The organism is Variovorax multivorans (assembly GCF_051216835.1).
Taxonomy (GTDB): domain Bacteria; phylum Pseudomonadota; class Gammaproteobacteria; order Burkholderiales; family Burkholderiaceae_C; genus Variovorax.
This window is the reverse complement of sequence record NZ_JBPJZL010000001.1, coordinates 203,522-220,672: the sequence shown is the minus strand read 5'-3', so window position 1 is coordinate 220,672 and position 17,151 is coordinate 203,522. Positions and strand designations below refer to the sequence as shown.

Here is a 17,151-nt window from a genome sequence, read left to right as displayed (position 1 = left end):
CCGCCGGAGAGCCGCTTCAGCGCGTGCTCTGCGCCCGGTACCGGTACTGCCCCGGCACGGGTCCGACCTCGATGGTCACGCGGCGCAGCTTGTCGTCGTGGCCGGAGTCGGCCTTCGCCGTCACCACGATGCCGCGCGGCGTGGCGCGACAGGTTAGATCCGTGAGCGTGATTTCCGAATGGTCGTTGTCGAGTTCAGCGATGGCGACCGTGTGCTCGGCATGCAGGCTGCCGTTGGCGTCGCGCGTCATCCACTGCACGTACAGGAATGACTGCGCGTACTGGTCGGCGTGCACCACGCGGTAGGTGCCCTGGTGGTCCTTGCCCCAGGTGCCGCACATCTGAACCCAGCTGACCGCGTCTGGCGTCTTGAAGGCTTCGTAGCTGTAGTCCATTCCCAGCGCCTGGGCCCCGACGCCGGAGAGCGCCAGCAGTGCGGACAGCAACGTGGCCCGAACTCGCGACCCGATCATCGTCATCAACGTTCCCCCTTTCGGTAGGGCTTCATCAGCGCCTGCGGATAGCTCGCCTTGCGCGCCACCAGCACCAGCGCCAGGATCGACAGCAGGTACGGCAGCATCAGGTACAGCTGGTAGGGCAGCACGGCATCGCCCGATTGTTGCAGCCGCAGTTGCAGCGCGTCGAAGAATGCGAACAGCAGCGCGCCGATCAGCGCCTTGCCCGGCCGCCACGAAGCGAACACCACCAGCGCCACGCAGATCCAGCCGCGGCCGTTCACCATGTTGAAGAAGAAGGCGTTGAAAGCCGACAGCGTGAGGAACGAGCCGGCCACGCCCATCAGCGCCGAGCCCGCGACGATGGCGCCGGTGCGCGCGGCCGCGACCGACACGCCCTGGCTCTCGGCCGCCTGCGGGTTCTCGCCGACCATGCGCAGCGCCAGGCCGAGCGGCGTGCGGTACAGCACCCAGCCCACCACGGGCACCAGCAGCAGCGCGAACAGCGTGAGCGCGGTCTGCGCGTTCAGGATCGGCACCGGCAGCCAGTCCATCGGCGCAAACGGCGTGATGGTCGGCGGCGTGTTCACTTTCGGAAAGCTCACGCGGTAGCCGAAGTAGCTGAGCGCGGTGGCAAGCAGCGTGATGCCCAGCCCCGACACATGCTGCGACAGCGCCAGGCCCACGGTCAGAAAGGCATGCAGCAGCCCGAACACCATGCCCGTGAGCGCGGCCACGCCGACGCCCACCCACAGCGGCGCACCCGCATACACCGCGAGCCAGCCGGTGAAGGCGCCCGCGACCATGATCCCTTCGATACCGAGGTTGAGCACGCCCGCGCGCTCGCACAGCAGCACGCCGAGCGTGCCGAGAATCAGCGGCGTGGCGATGCGCAGCACCGCGACCCAGAAGGCGGGGTTGGCGAGGATGTCGAGGAAGTCCGTCATTTCTTCATCCGCACCCGGTATTGCGTCAGCAATGTCGCCACCAGCACCGCGATCAGCGATGCGGCAACGATCACGTCGGCGATGTACGTCGGCACACCGACCGTGCGGCTCATGGTGTCTGCACCGACCAGCACGCCCGCAACGAATACGGCGGCTGCGATCACGCCCAGCGGATGCAGCCCCGCCAGCATTGCGATCACGATGCCCGTGTAGCCGTAGCCCGGCGACATGTCGAGCGTGACGTAGCTCGTGCGGCCCGCCACCTCGATCGCGCCCGCCAGCCCGGCCAGCGCACCCGAGAGCAGCGCCACCATCACCACGGTGCGTGTCACCGGCACGCCCGCAAAGGCCGCGGCGCGTGCATTCGCACCCACGGCACGAATGTCGAAGCCCAGCACCGTGTACTTGAAAACCGCCCACACCATCACCGCGAGCGACACGGCCCACAGCAGCCCGGTGTGCACGCGCGTCTGTGCGATGAGCTTGCCGAGTTCGAGATCGGACTGCAGCGACACGCTCTGTGGCCAGCCCATGGCGCTCGGGTCTTTCATCGGCCCGTCGAGCAGCGCCGACACGCCCAGCAGCACGATGAAGTTGATCAGCAGCGTTGTGACGACTTCGTCCACGCCGAGCTTGTTCTTCATCAGCGCCGGGCCCAGCAGCATCAGCGCACCCGCCACGGCGGCGGCCAGCATCATCAGCGGAAACAGCAGCCACGGCGACAGCTCGAAGCCCGTGCCGCCATGCATGCCGCCCACGGCGACGGCGGCCAGCGCGCCGGCGTAGAGCTGGCCCTCGGCGCCGATGTTGAAGAGCCGCGCCTTGAAGGCGACGGTGGCCGCCAGCCCGGTGAGGATGAGCGGGATCGCGCGCGTCAGCGTCTCGCTCCATGCGAAAACCGAGCCGAAGCCGCCCTGCAGCAGCAGCGCGTAGGTGCGGCCGACCGGCGCACCGGCCCACAGCACGAGTAGCGCGCTGACTGCCATGGTGAAGACGACCGCGCCGATGGGCGCAAGCACCAGCGCCATGCGCGAGGTTTCGTGGCGTCGTTCGAGCCGCATCATGGCGTGGCTCCCTTGGAGTGGGGCGCTGTCGCGCCGGCCATTGCCAGCCCGATGGCTTCGCGTGTCCAGGCTGCGGCCGGGCGTGCCTCGCCCAGATGGCCGCCATGCATCACGGCCACGCGGTCACCGAGCGCGAGCACTTCGTCGAGGTCGTCGGAAATCACCAGCACCGCTGCGCCGGCATCGCGCGCGGCAATGAGCTGCTGCTGCACATAGGCGACGGCGCCGATATCGAGACCCCAGGTCGGCTGGTGCGCGACGATCAGGCGCGGCGCGCGGTTCGGGTATTTCTTGTTGTCGTCGCCCTTGGCCATCTCGGGCTGCTCAGGCGCCAGCAGGGCGCGCCCCAGAATCAGTTTCTGCATGTTCCCGCCGGAGAGCGAACGGGCCGGTGCCATCAGGCCGGCGCCGCGCACGTCGAATGCCTTTTCGATGCGCCGCGCATGCAGGCGGGCGGCCGCGCGCTTCACGATCCACGACCAGCGCGAGAACACCGGGCTGCGCAGGCGCTCCGACACAGCGTTCTCCCACACCGGCAGGTCGCCGACCACACCGACGGCGTGCCGGTCTTCAGGAATGCGCGCAACGCCGCGCTGCACCAGCCGGGCGGGCGAGGGCGGCAAGGCGCGGCCCATCAGCTGAGCGGTGCCTGCAGTGGCGCGGCGCGTGCCGCACAGCAACTCGGCCAGCGCCACCTGCCCGTTGCCGGAGACGCCGGCGATGGCGGTGATCTCGCCGGCGCGCAGCGTCAGCGACACCTCGCGCAGCCGGTCTTGCCCGCCGTTCTTGTCTGATGCCGTGCTCACGTGGTCGAGAACGCAGACGGCATCGCCCACCGACTTGGCTGGCCGCCGCTGCGGCGCATCGACTGCATGCCCGACCATCCACAGCGCGAGCTGTGCCTGCGTGGTATCGGCCGTGCGCACTTCGGCCACGAGCTTGCCGCCACGCAGCACGGCGATGCGGTGCGATACGCGCAGCACCTCGCCGAGCTTGTGGCTGATGAAGATCACCGACAGCCCCTGCGCCACCATCTGCGCGAGCGTGGCGAACAGTGCCTCGCTTTCCTGCGGCGTCAGCACGGCGGTCGGCTCGTCGAGGATCAGGATGCGTGCGCCGCGATACAGCGCCTTGAGAATTTCCACGCGCTGGCGTTCGCCGACAGACAGGTTGCCGATCAAGGCGTCAGGCTGCACCGGCAGGCCGAAGCGCTGGGCCACGTCGAGCAGCCGAGTACGTGCGGCCGCGCGGCGCGACACCGGGCGCCATAGCGGCTCGGTGCCCATCATCACGTTGTCGAGCACGCTCAGGTTGTCCGCCAGCGTGAAATGCTGGTGCACCATGCCCACGCCGGCAGCGAGCGCTGCCTTGGGGTTGCCCGGAGGCAGCGGCGCGCCGAAGACTTCGATGCTGCCTTCGTCGGCGACGTAGTGGCCGAACAGTATCGACATCAGCGTCGACTTGCCCGCGCCGTTCTCGCCGAGCAGCGCCAGCACCTCGCCGGCCTGCAGGTCGAGGGAAATGGCGTCGTTGGCGACGAGGCTGCCGAAGCGCTTGGTGATGCCCTGGAGGCGCAGGACGGTGGCGTCGCTTCCTCCCTCCGTGGGAGAGAGGGAAGGCGGGGTCACTTCCACGCAGCCAGGAAAGCCAGCATGACCTTGGCGGAGTTGTCCGCCGCGATGCCCATGAAGGTGCCCATCTCGTTCTCGCCGTCGCCGCCGCCCGCGAGGTCGCTGAGCGAGCGGAAGGCGATGTAGGGCACGCCGTTGCTGTAGGCGACCATGCCCACGGCTGCGGTTTCCATGTCGAGCACGTTGGCCTGGAAGGTCTTGTAGGTGTATTCGCGGTAGGCCTTGTTGTCCATGAAGGCCTGGCCCGAGACACCGTTGCCACCGACCACCAGCTGGGGCTTGCGCGGCAGGCACTTGCCGGCGCTGCAGTTGGCCAGGTCGACGTTGCGGATGCTGCGTGCCACCTCGAGCATCTTCGGATCGGCTTCGAACCAGAACTTGCGCTGGATCTCCGGACGCGCGGCCGAGCGCACCTCCACCGGGCGCGGGAACATCATGCCGAAGTTGGGCAGCGTGGCATCGGTGATGAAGGGCGGCGCAGCGTACTTGCCGGGCGCGGTTTCGCGCGCCATCAGCACTTCGAGGTACTGGCCCCATTGCGCCGGCACCGTGACGTCGCCGACATGCAGCGATGGATTCACGCCACCCGCAATGCCGCTGAACACGATGTTCGTCACGCGAAAGCGGTTGAGCACGAGCTGCGTGTTCATCGTCGCGTTCGTCATGCTGATGCCCGACAGGAACAGCACCACGGGCTTGCCTTCGAGCGTGCCGGTGGTGAACTCCACGCCGTTCACGCTGTGCTTCACGGGGCCTTGCAGACGCGTGAGCAGCAGCTTGAGCTCGGGCTCGAAGGCCGAGAGCACCGCGATGCGCGGGGTGTCGTCGAGCCGGGTGCTGCTGTTGATGCTGACACCGGTACCCTTGTAGACGCCAACGCAGCCCGCGAGGCCAAGGGCCAGCACGCCGGCCGCGAGAAGGGAAGCCCAGCGGATCTTCATCGGCGCGCTCACTTTGCGGTGGACTTCGGTTGCGCGTCGTCCACCTTCACGATGAACTTGCCCGAGAGGATGTCAGCCTGCCTGGCGTTCACCTTGGCGACGATGTCGGCAGGCACTTTCTTCTCGAAGGTGCCCAGCGGCGCCAGCTCGGAGCCCTTGTGCTTCATCTGCGCATACACGCCGTAGTCTTCGGCCGCGAACTTGCCTTCCTTCACGAGCTTGATCGCGCGGTCGGCCGCGGGCTCGAAATTCCACAGGGCCGAAGCGACCACCGTGTCTGGGTACTGGCTCTGCGTGTCGATCACGTTGCCGATGGCGAGCTTGCCCTTTTCCTTGGCCGCGTCCGAAACACCGAAGCGCTCGGCGTACATCACGTCCGCGCCCTTGTCGATCATGGCGAAGGCCGCTTCCTTGGCCTTCGGCGGGTCGAACCAGCTGTTGATGAAGCTCACGCTGAACTCGACCTTCGGGTTCGTTTCCTTCGCGCCGGCCATGAACGCGTTCATCAGCCGGTTCACTTCGGGAATCGGGAAGCCGCCGACCATGCCGATGCGATTGCTCTTCGTCATGCCGCCGGCCACCATGCCGCTCAGGTAGGCCGGCTCCTGGATGTAGTTGTCGAACACGCTGAAGTTGGGCGCCTGCGGCTTGAGCGACGAGCCCATCAGGAAGGCCACCTTCGGAAAGTCCTTCGCGACCTTGCGCGCCGCAGCTTCCACGCCGAACACCTCGCCCAGGATCAGCTGGTTGCCGGCCGTGGCGTACTCGCGCATCACGCGCTCGTAGTCGGCGTTGCTGACGTTCTCGGTGGCCTTGTATTCGATCTCGCCGCGAGCCTCGGCCGCCTTCAGCGCCTTGTGGATGCGACCCACCCATTGCTGCTCGAAGGGAACGGTGTACACCGCCGCCACCTTCAGCTTGGCCTGCGCGAGCGCAAGGCCGGGTGCGCCGGCCGCAAGTGCTGCGGCAATGGCGACGGAACGGATGATCAACTGGCGGCGTGCTGTCACGGTGCTTCTCCTCGAGGTATGGAAATCTTCTTGTCGCTGCCCGGGGGCAGCGCGGCGCCCTTCAATCGGACGCCGGGGCGTTACTTGGTGCCGAAGATGCGGTCGCCTGCGTCGCCCAGGCCGGGCAGGATGTAGCCGTGGCTATTGAGCTCCCGGTCGATCGCAGCGGTGTAGATCGGCACATCCGGATGAGCCTTCTGCATCGTCGCCACGCCTTCGGGGCAGGTCAGCAGGCAGACGAACTTGATCGACTTGGGGTTGAGCTCCTTCAGGCGCTCGACCGCGGCCACGGCGGAGTTGCCGGTGGCCAGCATTGGGTCGACCACGATCACGTCGCGGTTCTCCATTTCGCCGGGCATCTTGAAGTAGTACTCGACGGCCGTCAGCGTCTTCGGGTCGCGGTACAGGCCGATGTGGCCGACGCGTGCGCCGGGCACCACCGTCAGCATGCCGTCCAGGATGCCGGTGCCGGCGCGCAGGATGGAAACCAGCACCAGCTTCTTGCCGTCGATGACTTTGGCCTGCATGGTCTCGAGCGGGGTTTCGACCTCGATGTCCTGCATCGGCATGTCGCGCGTGACCTCATAGGCCATCAGCATGCTGATTTCATTGAGGAGCCGGCGGAAGCTGTTGGTGGACGCATCCTTGCGGCGCATCAGCGTGAGCTTGTGTTGGACGAGGGGGTGATTGACGAGGTGGACGTTGCTCATTGGATTTTTTCTATCGTTGCTGCTGAACCCGGGAGTCTAAAAGACGGTGCCGTCGCTCTCGATCAACAGAGGTGGAGCACCGTCACGCAAGCGTTGTGCCAGCGCCCGGCCCGCGGCCCAGGTGCCGCCTTCGAGCACGCAGGCCAGCGGCAGCTCTTCCTCGGTGCGGTCGAGCACCTTGCGCACGCGCGGCGCCACTTCGTCGAGCAGCGCCACGGTGAGCGCGCGCCATTCGACGATGAATTCGTCGCTCGCCTTCCAGCGGCGGGTGAGAAAGGCCGGGTCCTTCGGCACGATCACGCCGCTGTCGATCAGCAGGCCGCCGTTGCGGTACTCGGGCAGGGCGGTGAGCGCATCGAGGTGGCGCACCTTCACGCCGGCCCATTCGAAGGGTTCGAGCAGCGAATACGTGAGCCACTGCGAGAGCTTGTGAAAGGGCATCCAGCCGTTGGTGAGGCCGGGGCCGCGCACCGCGCTGTGACGCCAGCAGTCGCCCAGCGCCAGCGCCGGGTCGCCCGAGCCGATGCCGCCCGCGCTGTCGCTGCCGTCGACCGCGATGCTGTCCACCGCGTTCGCCGAGGGCCAGATGCGCGACAGCGTTTCGAGCAGCAGCGAGAGGATCTGGTGCGCGGTGATCTCCGCGGTGGGCGGAGCGGCCGGGCCGTAGGGGCCGACCAGCGCGTCGAACAGGCCACCGGGCCGGCCGTCGTCACCGAAGGTCTCGGGCTGCTCGCTCATGGCCTCGCCGAGCCGGCGCAGCAGCGTGGTGCGGCCCGCCAGGCCGACCAGCGGATTCACCTCGCTGACCTGGAAGGCGTCGCCGAGCCGGTCGGTGACCAGGCCGCGCAGGCCGGCCGCATCGGCCTGGTAGGGGTGGTTTGGGTCGGACGAGAAAAGCCCGCTCATGAACGCGTGGTAGCTCGCCACGCCCAGCCCCTCGGAACGCGTGAAGCGCTCGCCGGTGGCCGATTCGATGTAGTGCCAGTCGGGGCCGGCACCGGCGTCGAGCAGCACGCTCACCAGCACCAGGTCGATGTGGGCCCGGGCGCGCTGGCGGGCGTCGCATTCGCCAAGCAATGCGTCGAGTTCTTCGAGGCGATTGACACCGCCAGCCTCGAAATGGCGCCAGCGGCTGTGGTACGGGATGGTGTCCCACGGGTAGCGCTCGCGCGTGACCTCGGCGACGGTGCGCGCCGCGTCTTCGAGCATGTTGTCGCCGCCGATGCGGAACCACGGCGATTCGCCTCGGCGCGCGCGCGCCAGCAGGGCGCCCGCGCGCTGGCGAATGGCTGCGGTGGTGCGCAGCAGGCTGGCCGCGCCGGCCGGGTGCGCGGTGTCGGCTGTGAACTCGATGGACGGATCGACCTTGCCCGCGCCGCCTGGCGGCAGGCTGCCGGAGCCGTCGACGGGCATGTTCTTGTCGTCGCTGTTGCGGTTGCTCATTCGCTCAATCCCCGGCCCTTGGCCTTCTTCAGTTCTTCTGCGTCCGGCACCGGGCCGGGCGTGAAATAGCCGGCGGCCATCTTGGCGTCCATCTCGACGCGGGCGTCGGCCGGAATCAGCGCGTCGGGAATGTTCACGCGCTCGCCGATCTCGATGCCCGAGCCGGTGATCGCATCGAACTTCATGTTGCTCATCGACACGAGCCGATGGATCTTCCTGATGCCCAGCCAGTGGAAGACGTCGGGCATCAGCTCCTGGAAGCGCATGTCCTGCACGCCGGCCACGCACTCGGTGCGCGCGAAATACTGGTCGGCCGTGTCGCCGCCCACCTGGCGCTTGCGCGCGTTGTAGACCAGGAACTTGGTGACTTCGCCGAGCGCGCGGCCTTCCTTGCGCGAGTAGGCGATGAGGCCCACACCACCGCGCTGCGCGCCCTGGATGCACTCCTCGATGGCGTGCGTGAGGTAGGGCCGGCAGGTGCAGATGTCGGAGCCGAACACGTCCGAGCCGTTGCACTCGTCGTGGATGCGCGCGGTGAGCTCGACCTCGGGGTTGGCCAGGTCACGCGGGTTGCCGAAGATGTAGAGCGTTTGCCCGCCGATGGGCGGCAGGAACACTTCGAGGTCGGAGCGCGTGACCAGCTCGGGGTACATGCCGCCGGTCTCCTCGAACAGCGTGCGGCGCAGGTCGGTTTCGGAGCAGCCGAAGCGGCGCGCCACCTCGGGCAGGTACCACACGGGTTCGATGGCGGCCTTGGTCACCATCGCGGCACCGCCAGTGGTGAGGAAATGGCCGTCGGCCTTCAGGCGGCCGCTCTGCAGGGCTTCGATGACTTCCGGCAGGATCACATGCGCCTTGGTGATCGCGATGGTCGGGCGGATGTCGTAGCCCGCCGCCAGCTCGGTGGAGAACACATCCGCCACCAGCGCGCCCCACGGGTCCAGCGACACGATGCGCCCCGGCTCGCTCCACTGCGGGTAGGGCCCGATCACGTCGGTGGGCGCGGTGTTGGTGAGGTCTGCCTTGTGCTCGCGCTTGAGCGCCCCGGCTGCCACTGCCAGCGCGCGGTACACGCTGTAGGAGCCGCTGTGCGTGCCGATCACGTTGCGATGCGCCCGCTTGGTGGTGGTGCCGACCACCGGCCCGCGCTCGGTTGCCGTGGCCGCGCCCCAGTGAATGGGCAGCGCACCGAAGCCGCCGGCGTGCGAAGTCAGACGGATGTGGCCGGTCGACGACGAGGGATGGAGTGGGGGGAGGGGCGTGACGCCGCCCGGGACGGAAGGGATCGTTGTGCTGTCTGCAGACATTGGTAGCCCTCAAAAAATGCAATGTACCGATCACTTGTGCGGCTGGCAAGCGAGGGCGCGCCCTTGGTCGCAGGCCCCCTTCGCTGTTCGCCGGCCCGCGGATGTTGAACAACAATGCGCCTGGACGGACCGCACCCACAACATCTTTTGCTGGAGGAAATCAATGCGCACGCTTCTCTGTGTATTTCTCGTCTTGAGCCTGTCTGCCTGCGACAAGGCCACCGAAGGCTTCTCGCAGGGCTTCGATTCGGCCTTCAAGACCAACTTCAGAACAAGCTTCATCGACAGCTGCGTCAAGAGCGCTGGATCGCGCGGGAACAAGTCGCAGGAAGAGCTCACCAAGCTGTGCACCTGCGCGGCCGATGGCGTCATGAAGGACGCCACCGTGTCGGATCTGCAGGACGTGGAAAAGACCAAGAGCAGGAGCGGCCCGATCATCGAGCGATGCGTGAAGGAGTCCGTCGGCCTCGTGGTGGATACGCCGGCGCGGGTGTCTTGAGGTCCCGGCCCGGGGCCGGCCGCTGGGCGCGGCACAATCCACCGGAACTTTTTTCGACAAGGCTGTAACCAGCCAGCCCGATGGAACGAAACACCGTAGGCAGCAGGACGAACCCAGGCGACGCGGAAGCGGCGCTGCGCAGCCTGTTCCTTCGCGGCCTCGACGGCGACGCGAAGGCCTACCGCGACTTCCTGCAGCGACTCAGCGCGCACCTGCGCGCCTTTCTGGGCAAGCGCCTCTTTGGCTGGCCCGATGAAGTGGAAGACCTCGTCCAGGAATGCCTGCTCGCCATGCACAACCAGCGCCACACCTACCAGAGCGACCAGCCGCTGACGGCATGGGTGCATGCGATTGCGCGCTACAAGATGATCGACCTGCTGCGCGCCAAGTCGGTCCGCGAAGACCTGCATGACCCGCTGGACGACGACCTGGCCGTGTTCGCCGAATCCGCCGAAGAGGCCAGCGATGCGAAGCGCGACCTCGGAGGCCTGCTCGAAACCTTGCCCGAGCGCCAGCGGTTGCCGATCGTGCACGTGAAGATCGAAGGCCTGTCGGTGGCCGAGACCGCGAGCCTGACGGGCATGTCGGAGTCGGCGGTCAAGGTCGGCATCCACCGGGGGCTCAAGGCGCTGGCCGCCCGGTTCGGCAACAGCTGGGGAGGTGCGGCATGAAGACCGACGATCTGGTCGCGATGCTGGCGAGCGGCGAGGTGGCCGTGCCGCGCCGCCGTGCCAGTCGGCGCATCTGGCTGGCGGTGCTGCTGGGTCTGCCGTTCTCGTTCCTGATCCTGTTTGGCGAGTACGGCATGCGGCGCGACATCGTGCAGGCCATGTTCTGGCCGATGTTCTGGGTCAAGGTGCTGTTTCCCTTGTGCATCGCAGCGGCTGGCTTCGTGGCCGTGGAGCGGCTTGCGCGGCCGGGCGTCGAGCCGCGGCGCACCTGGGTGGGCGCGGTGCTGCCCGTGCTCGCGGTGTGGGTACTGGCGGTGATCGCCTGGTTCACCGTGCCGGCCGAGGAGCGCATGCCTTCGCTGATGGGGCAGTCATGGCGCGTCTGCGCGCTGAGCATCGGGCTGATGGCGCTGCCGGTGTTCGCGGCCACGATGGTGGCGCTCAAGGGAATGGCGCCCACGCGGCCGGCGCTGGCCGGGGCCGCGGCAGGGGCGCTTGCCGGGGGCATTGGCGCGGCGGTCTATGCGCTGCACTGCATGGAGCTGACCGCGCCGTTTCTCGCGGTCTGGTACGTGAGCGGGATCGCGGTGCCGGTGCTGGTTGGTGCCGCGCTCGGGCCACGCCTGCTGCGCTGGTAGGCCCTCGACAGAGCCCGATGTCCCCGCCGTGGGACAAACCCTAGTCGGGCCCGAAATGTCGTTCCGATAACAGTTCGCAGAAAACGAAAGTAGTGGAATCGCGTCGCCTTTTTCTTCAAATAACGAAGGAGACACGATGCGAGACATCTATCGAGCAGGGCTCAGGATACTGGGCCTGTGTGTATTGGCTTCCCTTATCAACTGCGGCGGCGACGGGGGAGGCGGCAGCGGCTTCGTGCCGATCGTCCCGCCATCGGGCAACGCGCCGCCCGCGACCAACCCACCCGCGCCGGTAGTCGGCGAACTGAAGATCCGCACGCTGTCGAACCGCGCCGACATGATCAGCGACGGCGATGCCTACGTCGAGATCGTGCTGCCGGAGGGCAAGAGCGCGCTCGACCTCGCCGTGGACCTCGACGGCAAGGACGTGTCCTCGGCGTTCGCCTTGCGCGCCAACGGCCGCGTGCTCGGCACGGTCACCGGGCTTCGCGTGGGCAGCAACACGCTCACCGCCACGCTCAAGTCCAGCAAGACGGGCGCCAAGCTGGCCATCGAGAACTTCGGCCGCGGCGGCAACATCTTCGCGGGCACGCCGATCCAGCCCTGGGTCTGCGCCACGAAGGCCGGCACGGTCGCGACGGTGACTGTGTCCGGCACCGGCCTCTCGGCCACCGTGACGACGCAGGTGAGCGGGCTCGACGCCGACCCCGTCGATGCCGATTGCAATGCGCCCACCGTCTACACCTATTACTACCAGCCCAAGGCCAAGGAAGGCACCGACTGCGGCCAGCAGCCGTTCGGCCCCTACGCCTGCTTCGTGCAGTACGACCCGGCCAAGCGCCCGAAGGATGCCGACATCGCGAACTTCACCACCGACGGTGGCGACACCGTGAAGGCCCTGCTGCGGGTGGAGCTAGGCACGATGGGCCGCAGCGAATACCAGGTGGCGGTGTACTTCGACCCGGCCAAGCCCTGGACGCCCTGGGAGCCGCAGAAGGGCTGGAACGGCAAGGTGCTCTGGAAGATGGGCGCCTCGGCCTCGGGCAACCGCTTCCAGCAGAACCCGGGCACCGCGCTCTTCGACGACAACGCGCTGCGGGCCGGCTACATGACGGTCAATTCGCAGCTGACCAACCACAACGACAACAACAACGAATTCCTGGCGACCGAGAACATCATGATGGTCAAGGAGCACATCGTCGATACCTACGGCGAGATCCGCTTCACCATGTCCGACGGCGGCTCGGGCGGCTCGATGATGCAGACCGTGCCGGCTTCGGTGATGCCCGGCCTGCTCGACGGCTTGCAGACAGGCTACAGCTACCCCGATGCAGTGACGACCTGGATCGAGACGCGCGACTGCGGCAACCTCTGGCGCTACTACGGCACCGGCCCGGGCGCGGGCCTGTCGCCCGCAGCGAGGGCGGCGATCGAGGGCCATCCGACAGCCGACTACTGCACCAGCTGGGTCTATTCCTTCCTGGCGCCGCAGAACCCCGTGCTGGCCACCAACTGCGGACCGGGCTTTCCGGCCGCGCTCGTGTACGACCCGGTGCTGCGGCCCGACGGCGTGCGCTGCACGATCCACGACGTGATGACTTCGATCCTCGGCACCGCTGACCTCAACGGCCGCACCGTGCCCAACCTGCCGTACGACAACACCGGCGTGCAGTACGGGTTGAAGGCCTTGCGCTCCGGCGCCATCACGCCGGAAGAGTTCGTCGCGCTCAACGAAGGCGTCGGCAGCTGGGACGCCGACATGGTCTGGTCGGGCGACAAGGCCGTCACGCCCGCCGTGCGCGCCAGGGCGCAGCCGGGCGCGATGACAGCGCTCTACCGCAGCGGCCTGGTCAGCTACGCGAAGAACCTCGCGAAGGTGCCGATCATCGACCTGCGGCCCGAGCTCGGCGCCGACATCCATATGGCGTGGCGCACCTTCGAGCAGCGCGCGCGCCTGGACGCGGGCAACGGCGGGCACGACAACCACGTGGTTCTGGCGAGTGCGGCCGGCACGGGCATCGCGCTGACCAAGCAGGCCTTCCTGATGATGGATCGCTGGCTGAGCGCTATCGAGACCGACAAGTCGCAGGGCGCAAAGGAGGCGAAGGTCGTGAAGAACAAGCCCTCCGACGCGATCGATCTCTGCCTCGCGACCGCGGGCACGACCAACGCCGAACTGGTGGACATCGGCTTCACGAGCGCCGCTTGCCCCGTGAAGCCCTACGAGTCGGTGCGCATCGTGTCAGGCGGTCCGCTGTCGGAGGATGTGTTCAAGTGCCAGCTGAAGCCGATCGACTTCGCATCGGCCGACTACGCCGGCATCGGCTTCACGGGCGGCCAGCAGGTTCGCCTGCAGGCCACCTTCCCCGATGGCGTGTGCGACTGGAGCAAGCCGGGCGTGGGGCAGGTGCCATGGACGCCGACCACCTTCCGCAACGGCCCCGGTGGGCAGGACATGCCGGCCGCGCCGGCCTCCGTGGCGTTCTGAGCGGCGCCGCGTTACACCGCATTCAGCCGGGCTGATTGGTCGGGTATCTCGACAGGCGTTGCCTGTCGAGCACGTTGATGTAGCCGTAGCCCGTCTTGATGAGCCGGACCGCTTCGAGCTCGTGCAGCGCCACGTTCACCCGCTGGCGCGACACGCCGACCATCCAGCCGATTTCTTCCTGGCTGATCTGCAGCGTGGCGTCGGTGTTCGGATAGAGCACCGGATGGAAGAGGCTCGCAATGCCGCGCGCCACGCGGGCAGTGGGCTCCAGCAGCCGGTCGAACTTCACGGTCGCGATGAACTGGCTCAGCCGCTCGTTCAGGTGCGACAGCATGAAGTGATTGAAGGGGATGCTGCGGTCCAGCAGCCACGCGAAGGTGTCGCGCGGCAGGTGCAGCGTGGTGGTGGGGCGGGTCGCGGCAATCTCGTACTTGCGCTGCTCTACCTTCAGCAGCGAGCCTTCGCCGATCCAGCCGCCAGCGGCCACGCCGGTGAACATCACCGGCTTGCCATCGGCCGAGGTGTCCTGCACGCGGAGGAAGCCGCGGATCACGCCGATCCAGCTGTCGGCGATCTCGTTGCGCTGGCAGACGAATTCGCCCGGGCCGTGCTCGCGCGTGAAGAGCGCCTTGTAGACCACGTCGCGCTCGCTCTGGGTCAGCACGCGCGGCCAGATGCAGCGCTCCCAGAATTCGTAGACCTCCTTGTCCGGCAGCTTGCTGGTGGACATGCAGGTCTTCGTGCGCGGCTGGTTGCCGTCGGCCTCAGCGCTTCTTGGAGCCGAAGATCCCGCCGAGCACGCCGCGCAGGATTTCCTTGCCAACAGACGTACCCATGGTGCGCACCGCCGACTTGGCCATGGTCTGCACCAGCCCGTCGTGCTTCGCGCCGCGCGGGCCGGTGGTGCCGAAGAGCATGTCGTTGAGGACGCCGCCCATGCCGGAACCCGACGATGCCGCTGCATCCTTGCCGCCGGGCACTGTCGCGGTCGGTGCGTCGGGTGCGCTGTCGGCGCGGCCCTTGAGCTTTTCATAGGCCGATTCGCGGTCTACCGTTTTCTCGTAGACGCCGGCGACGAGCGAGCCGGCGATCAGTGCCTTGCGCTGGTCAGGCGTGATGGGGCCGAGTTGGCTGCCGGGCGGCAGCACGAACACGCGCTCGGTCACGCTCGGGCGGCCCTTTTCGTCGAGGAAGCTCACCAGCGCCTCGCCGACCGCGAGTTCGGTGATGGCGGTCTCGATATCGAGGCCCGGCTTCTGGCGCATGGTGCTGGCAGCCGCCTTCACGGCCTTCTGGTCGCGCGGCGTGAAGGCGCGCAGCGCGTGCTGTACGCGGTTGCCCAACTGGGCCAGCACCGTGTCAGGGATGTCCAGCGGGTTCTGCGTAACGAAATACACGCCCACGCCCTTGGAGCGCACCAGCCGCACCACCAGCTCGATGCGTTCCACCAGCGCCTTGGGCGCCTCGTTGAACAGCAGGTGGGCCTCGTCGAAGAAGAAGGCCAGCTTGGGCTGCTCGGGGTCGCCGATTTCGGGCAGCTGCTCGAACAGCTCCGACAGCATCCACAGCAGGAAGGTGGCGTACAGGCGCGGCGAGTTCATGAGCTTGTCGGCCGCAAGGATGTTCACGACCCCCTTGCCGCCCACGGTCTGCATGAAGTCGGCGATGTTGAGCATCGGCTCGCCGAAGAACTTGTCGCCGCCCTGGGTTTCGATCTGCAACAGGCCGCGCTGGATGGCGCCCACGCTGGCGGCGCTGATGTTGCCGTACTGGGTGGTGAACTGGCTGCTGTTTTCGCCCACGTACTGCAGCATGGCGCGCAGGTCCTTCAGGTCGAGCAGCAGCAGGCCGTTGTCGTCGGCGATCTTGAACACGAGGTTCAGCACGCCGGCCTGCGTTTCGTTCACGTCGAGCATGCGGCCCAGCAGCAGAGGCCCCATGTCGGAGACGGTGGCGCGCACCGGGTGGCCCTGTTCGCCGAACACGTCCCACACCGTGACGGGGCAGGCGGAGGGCTCGGGCACCTCGATGCCGCGTTCCTTCAGGGTGGCGGCCAGTTTGCCGCCGATGGCACCCTTTTGGCTGATACCGGTCAGGTCGCCCTTGACGTCGGCCATGAACACCGGCACGCCGATGGCGGAGAGCTTTTCGGCGATGGTCTGCAGGGTGACTGTCTTGCCGGTGCCGGTGGCGCCGGTGATCAGGCCATGGCGGTTGGCCAGGCTGGGGAGAAGACTGCACTCGATGGCGTCGTGCCGTGCGATCAGAAGTGGGTCGGCCATGGGGCGCTCCGGGTCGTATCGAAGCGGGCAGTCTAATCAAGCGGCACTCCTATAATCCACGGCCCGCACGGTAGTTCAGGAAAAAGTTTTAGGAGGTTTTTTTGTCATCGACTGCTCAGCCCCCCATTCCCGCCACTGGCGATGCCTCCGAACAGTCGCCGATCGAAAAAGAGCTGGCCGTGCTGCTCGTGAACGCGCTGAACCTCGAAGTGGCCCCCGAGGACATCGTGCCGACCGATCCGCTCTACGGCGAAGGCCTCGGACTCGACTCGATCGACATCCTCGAAGTGGCGCTCGAAGTCTCGCGCCGCTATGGTTTCCAGCTGCGTTCGGACGACGAACGCAACCAGCAGATTTTCCAGTCGCTGCGCACGCTCGCGACCCACGTCGCCGAGCATCGCGTGGCTTCCTGATCCCATGTCACGATGGCGAATAGCACTCCTGCTGGTGGCGGGCGTGGCATATGCCGGCCTGTCTCACTGGATGACGCTGTTCCATGCCACGGAACCGTGGGCGGTCGTGGTGTTGCTCGGTCCGCTCTGGCTCGCGGCCATGGGCCTTGCCGCCAGCTGGTTCGGTCGCTGGGGCCTTGCCGCCGTGGCTGTTCTGGGTATCGGCGGGTTCTCGCTCGTCTTCCTGGGTGAGGCGGGCGATCCCAACCGCTTGTACGTGCTGCAGCACGTGGCCATCAACGCCGCGCTGTGCGGCTGGTTCGGCTCCACGCTGCGTGGCCGGGGCCTGCCGCTGATCACGCAGTTCGCGCAGCGGGTGCACCCGCTCAAGGGGCACATGCTGTCCTACACCACGCAGCTCACGCGCATCTGGACCGGCTTCTTTGCGCTGACGGTGCTGGCGTCGATCCTCATCTACCTGACCCGGCCGTTCTCCGACTGGTCGTTGTTCGCCAATGTGCTGTCGCCCGTGATGGTGACGCTGCTCTTCGTGGGCGAGCACTTTGTGCGCTACCGGCTGCATCCCGAATTCGAACGCACGCGCCTCGTGGATGCGGTGCGCGCGTTCTATGGCACATCGTCGGTGGATACCAGCCCCGGCGGCCAATGACACA

The 17,151-nt window shown here is 67.3% G+C and carries 17 protein-coding genes; 6 read left to right on the top strand and 11 right to left on the bottom strand.

The genetic code is table 11. The features are described 5' to 3' along the window. Positions 1–16: 16 nt before the first annotated feature. The 9 genes from ACSFCA_RS01010 to ACSFCA_RS00970 all read right to left on the bottom strand — a co-directional run bounded on the left by ACSFCA_RS01010 (position 17) and on the right by ACSFCA_RS00970 (position 9,507). A complete protein-coding gene (locus tag ACSFCA_RS01010; protein ID WP_435458331.1) occupies positions 17–478 on the bottom strand; it encodes a hypothetical protein in 462 nt (153 codons plus the stop codon). After that, entirely contained in the window at positions 478–1,401 is a 924-nt protein-coding gene (locus tag ACSFCA_RS01005; RefSeq protein ID WP_435458330.1) for an ABC transporter permease, read from the bottom strand. The genes ACSFCA_RS01010 and ACSFCA_RS01005 overlap by 1 nt, the downstream gene beginning before the upstream one ends. After that, positions 1,398–2,462: an ABC transporter permease gene (locus ACSFCA_RS01000; RefSeq protein ID WP_435458654.1), complete on the bottom strand. Its 1,065-nt coding sequence runs from the start codon at positions 2,460–2,462 to the stop codon at positions 1,398–1,400. Before ACSFCA_RS01000 ends, ACSFCA_RS01005 begins: the two co-directional genes overlap by 4 nt. After that, positions 2,462–4,093 (bottom strand): ABC transporter ATP-binding protein, encoded by a 1,632-nt coding sequence (locus ACSFCA_RS00995; protein ID WP_435458329.1) that lies wholly within the window; start codon positions 4,091–4,093, stop codon positions 2,462–2,464. Before ACSFCA_RS00995 ends, ACSFCA_RS01000 begins: the two co-directional genes overlap by 1 nt. Continuing rightward, a complete protein-coding gene (locus ACSFCA_RS00990; RefSeq protein ID WP_435458328.1) occupies positions 4,090–5,037 on the bottom strand; it encodes a 5'-methylthioadenosine/S-adenosylhomocysteine nucleosidase in 948 nt (315 codons plus the stop codon). Before ACSFCA_RS00990 ends, ACSFCA_RS00995 begins: the two co-directional genes overlap by 4 nt. Before the next feature lie 8 nt (positions 5,038–5,045). After that, positions 5,046–6,047: a BMP family protein gene (locus tag ACSFCA_RS00985; RefSeq protein ID WP_435458327.1), complete on the bottom strand. Its 1,002-nt coding sequence runs from the start codon at positions 6,045–6,047 to the stop codon at positions 5,046–5,048. Positions 6,048–6,127: 80 nt separating this feature from the next. Next, on the bottom strand, positions 6,128–6,757 hold the full coding sequence (upp, locus tag ACSFCA_RS00980) for a uracil phosphoribosyltransferase (protein WP_007837874.1): 630 nt from the start codon (positions 6,755–6,757) through the stop codon (positions 6,128–6,130). Between the two features lie 36 nt (positions 6,758–6,793). Next, the gene (locus ACSFCA_RS00975) at positions 6,794–8,200 is read right to left on the bottom strand and encodes a URC4/urg3 family protein (RefSeq protein WP_435458326.1); all 1,407 of its coding nucleotides are present in this window, start codon (positions 8,198–8,200) and stop codon (positions 6,794–6,796) included. Then, complete coding sequence (locus tag ACSFCA_RS00970) at positions 8,197–9,507, bottom strand: GTP cyclohydrolase II (RefSeq protein WP_435458325.1); 1,311 nt, start codon at positions 9,505–9,507, stop codon at positions 8,197–8,199. The genes ACSFCA_RS00975 and ACSFCA_RS00970 overlap by 4 nt, the downstream gene beginning before the upstream one ends. Before the next feature lie 163 nt (positions 9,508–9,670). Here ACSFCA_RS00970 and ACSFCA_RS00965 point away from each other — a divergent pair, with 163 nt between their 5' ends. From ACSFCA_RS00965 to ACSFCA_RS00950, 4 genes are all read left to right on the top strand, one after another. Continuing rightward, positions 9,671–10,006: a hypothetical protein gene (locus ACSFCA_RS00965; RefSeq protein ID WP_435458324.1), complete on the top strand. Its 336-nt coding sequence runs from the start codon at positions 9,671–9,673 to the stop codon at positions 10,004–10,006. An 80-nt stretch (positions 10,007–10,086) separates the two neighbouring features. Then, positions 10,087–10,677 (top strand): sigma-70 family RNA polymerase sigma factor, encoded by a 591-nt coding sequence (locus ACSFCA_RS00960; protein ID WP_258354534.1) that lies wholly within the window; start codon positions 10,087–10,089, stop codon positions 10,675–10,677. Continuing rightward, complete coding sequence (locus tag ACSFCA_RS00955) at positions 10,674–11,315, top strand: NrsF family protein (protein ID WP_435458323.1); 642 nt, start codon at positions 10,674–10,676, stop codon at positions 11,313–11,315. The genes ACSFCA_RS00960 and ACSFCA_RS00955 overlap by 4 nt, the downstream gene beginning before the upstream one ends. A 136-nt stretch (positions 11,316–11,451) precedes the next feature. Then, complete coding sequence (locus ACSFCA_RS00950; protein WP_435458322.1) at positions 11,452–13,803, top strand: DUF6351 family protein; 2,352 nt, start codon at positions 11,452–11,454, stop codon at positions 13,801–13,803. Between the two features lie 22 nt (positions 13,804–13,825). Here the strand turns inward: ACSFCA_RS00950 and ACSFCA_RS00945 are convergent, their stop codons facing one another. Both ACSFCA_RS00945 and ACSFCA_RS00940 read right to left on the bottom strand, forming a co-directional pair. Next, a complete protein-coding gene (locus tag ACSFCA_RS00945) occupies positions 13,826–14,533 on the bottom strand; it encodes a Crp/Fnr family transcriptional regulator (RefSeq protein ID WP_435458321.1) in 708 nt (235 codons plus the stop codon). Positions 14,534–14,567: 34 nt separating this feature from the next. Then, positions 14,568–16,085, bottom strand: a complete 1,518-nt coding sequence (locus ACSFCA_RS00940; RefSeq protein ID WP_435458320.1) for a helicase HerA-like domain-containing protein — start codon at positions 16,083–16,085, stop codon at positions 14,568–14,570. 101 nt (positions 16,086–16,186) lie between these two features. Here ACSFCA_RS00940 and ACSFCA_RS00935 point away from each other — a divergent pair, with 101 nt between their 5' ends. Together ACSFCA_RS00935 and ACSFCA_RS00930 are read left to right on the top strand one after the other, a co-directional pair. Next, a complete protein-coding gene (locus ACSFCA_RS00935; RefSeq protein WP_116908994.1) occupies positions 16,187–16,498 on the top strand; it encodes a phosphopantetheine-binding protein in 312 nt (103 codons plus the stop codon). Between the two features lie 4 nt (positions 16,499–16,502). Continuing rightward, on the top strand, positions 16,503–17,147 hold the full coding sequence (locus ACSFCA_RS00930; protein ID WP_258354538.1) for a COG4648 family protein: 645 nt from the start codon (positions 16,503–16,505) through the stop codon (positions 17,145–17,147). Positions 17,148–17,151: the final 4 nt, after the last annotated feature.

What these genes read in the sequence shown, in the direction of transcription:
- ACSFCA_RS00960 (WP_258354534.1), top strand. Translation starts at nt 10,087, where the DNA reads ATGGAACGAAACACCGTAGGCAGCAGGACGAACCCAGGCGACGCGGAA.
- upp (WP_007837874.1), bottom strand. Translation starts at nt 6,757, where the DNA reads ATGAGCAACGTCCACCTCGTCAATCACCCCCTCGTCCAACACAAGCTC.
- ACSFCA_RS00955 (WP_435458323.1), top strand. Translation starts at nt 10,674, where the DNA reads ATGAAGACCGACGATCTGGTCGCGATGCTGGCGAGCGGCGAGGTGGCC.
- ACSFCA_RS00940 (WP_435458320.1), bottom strand. Translation starts at nt 16,085, where the DNA reads ATGGCCGACCCACTTCTGATCGCACGGCACGACGCCATCGAGTGCAGT.
- ACSFCA_RS00975 (WP_435458326.1), bottom strand. Translation starts at nt 8,200, where the DNA reads ATGAGCAACCGCAACAGCGACGACAAGAACATGCCCGTCGACGGCTCC.
- ACSFCA_RS00970 (WP_435458325.1), bottom strand. Translation starts at nt 9,507, where the DNA reads ATGTCTGCAGACAGCACAACGATCCCTTCCGTCCCGGGCGGCGTCACG.
- ACSFCA_RS01005 (WP_435458330.1), bottom strand. Translation starts at nt 1,401, where the DNA reads ATGACGGACTTCCTCGACATCCTCGCCAACCCCGCCTTCTGGGTCGCG.
- ACSFCA_RS01000 (WP_435458654.1), bottom strand. Translation starts at nt 2,462, where the DNA reads ATGCGGCTCGAACGACGCCACGAAACCTCGCGCATGGCGCTGGTGCTT.
- ACSFCA_RS00930 (WP_258354538.1), top strand. Translation starts at nt 16,503, where the DNA reads ATGTCACGATGGCGAATAGCACTCCTGCTGGTGGCGGGCGTGGCATAT.
- ACSFCA_RS00965 (WP_435458324.1), top strand. Translation starts at nt 9,671, where the DNA reads ATGCGCACGCTTCTCTGTGTATTTCTCGTCTTGAGCCTGTCTGCCTGC.
- ACSFCA_RS00950 (WP_435458322.1), top strand. Translation starts at nt 11,452, where the DNA reads ATGCGAGACATCTATCGAGCAGGGCTCAGGATACTGGGCCTGTGTGTA.
- ACSFCA_RS00945 (WP_435458321.1), bottom strand. Translation starts at nt 14,533, where the DNA reads ATGTCCACCAGCAAGCTGCCGGACAAGGAGGTCTACGAATTCTGGGAG.
- ACSFCA_RS00990 (WP_435458328.1), bottom strand. Translation starts at nt 5,037, where the DNA reads ATGAAGATCCGCTGGGCTTCCCTTCTCGCGGCCGGCGTGCTGGCCCTT.
- ACSFCA_RS01010 (WP_435458331.1), bottom strand. Translation starts at nt 478, where the DNA reads ATGACGATGATCGGGTCGCGAGTTCGGGCCACGTTGCTGTCCGCACTG.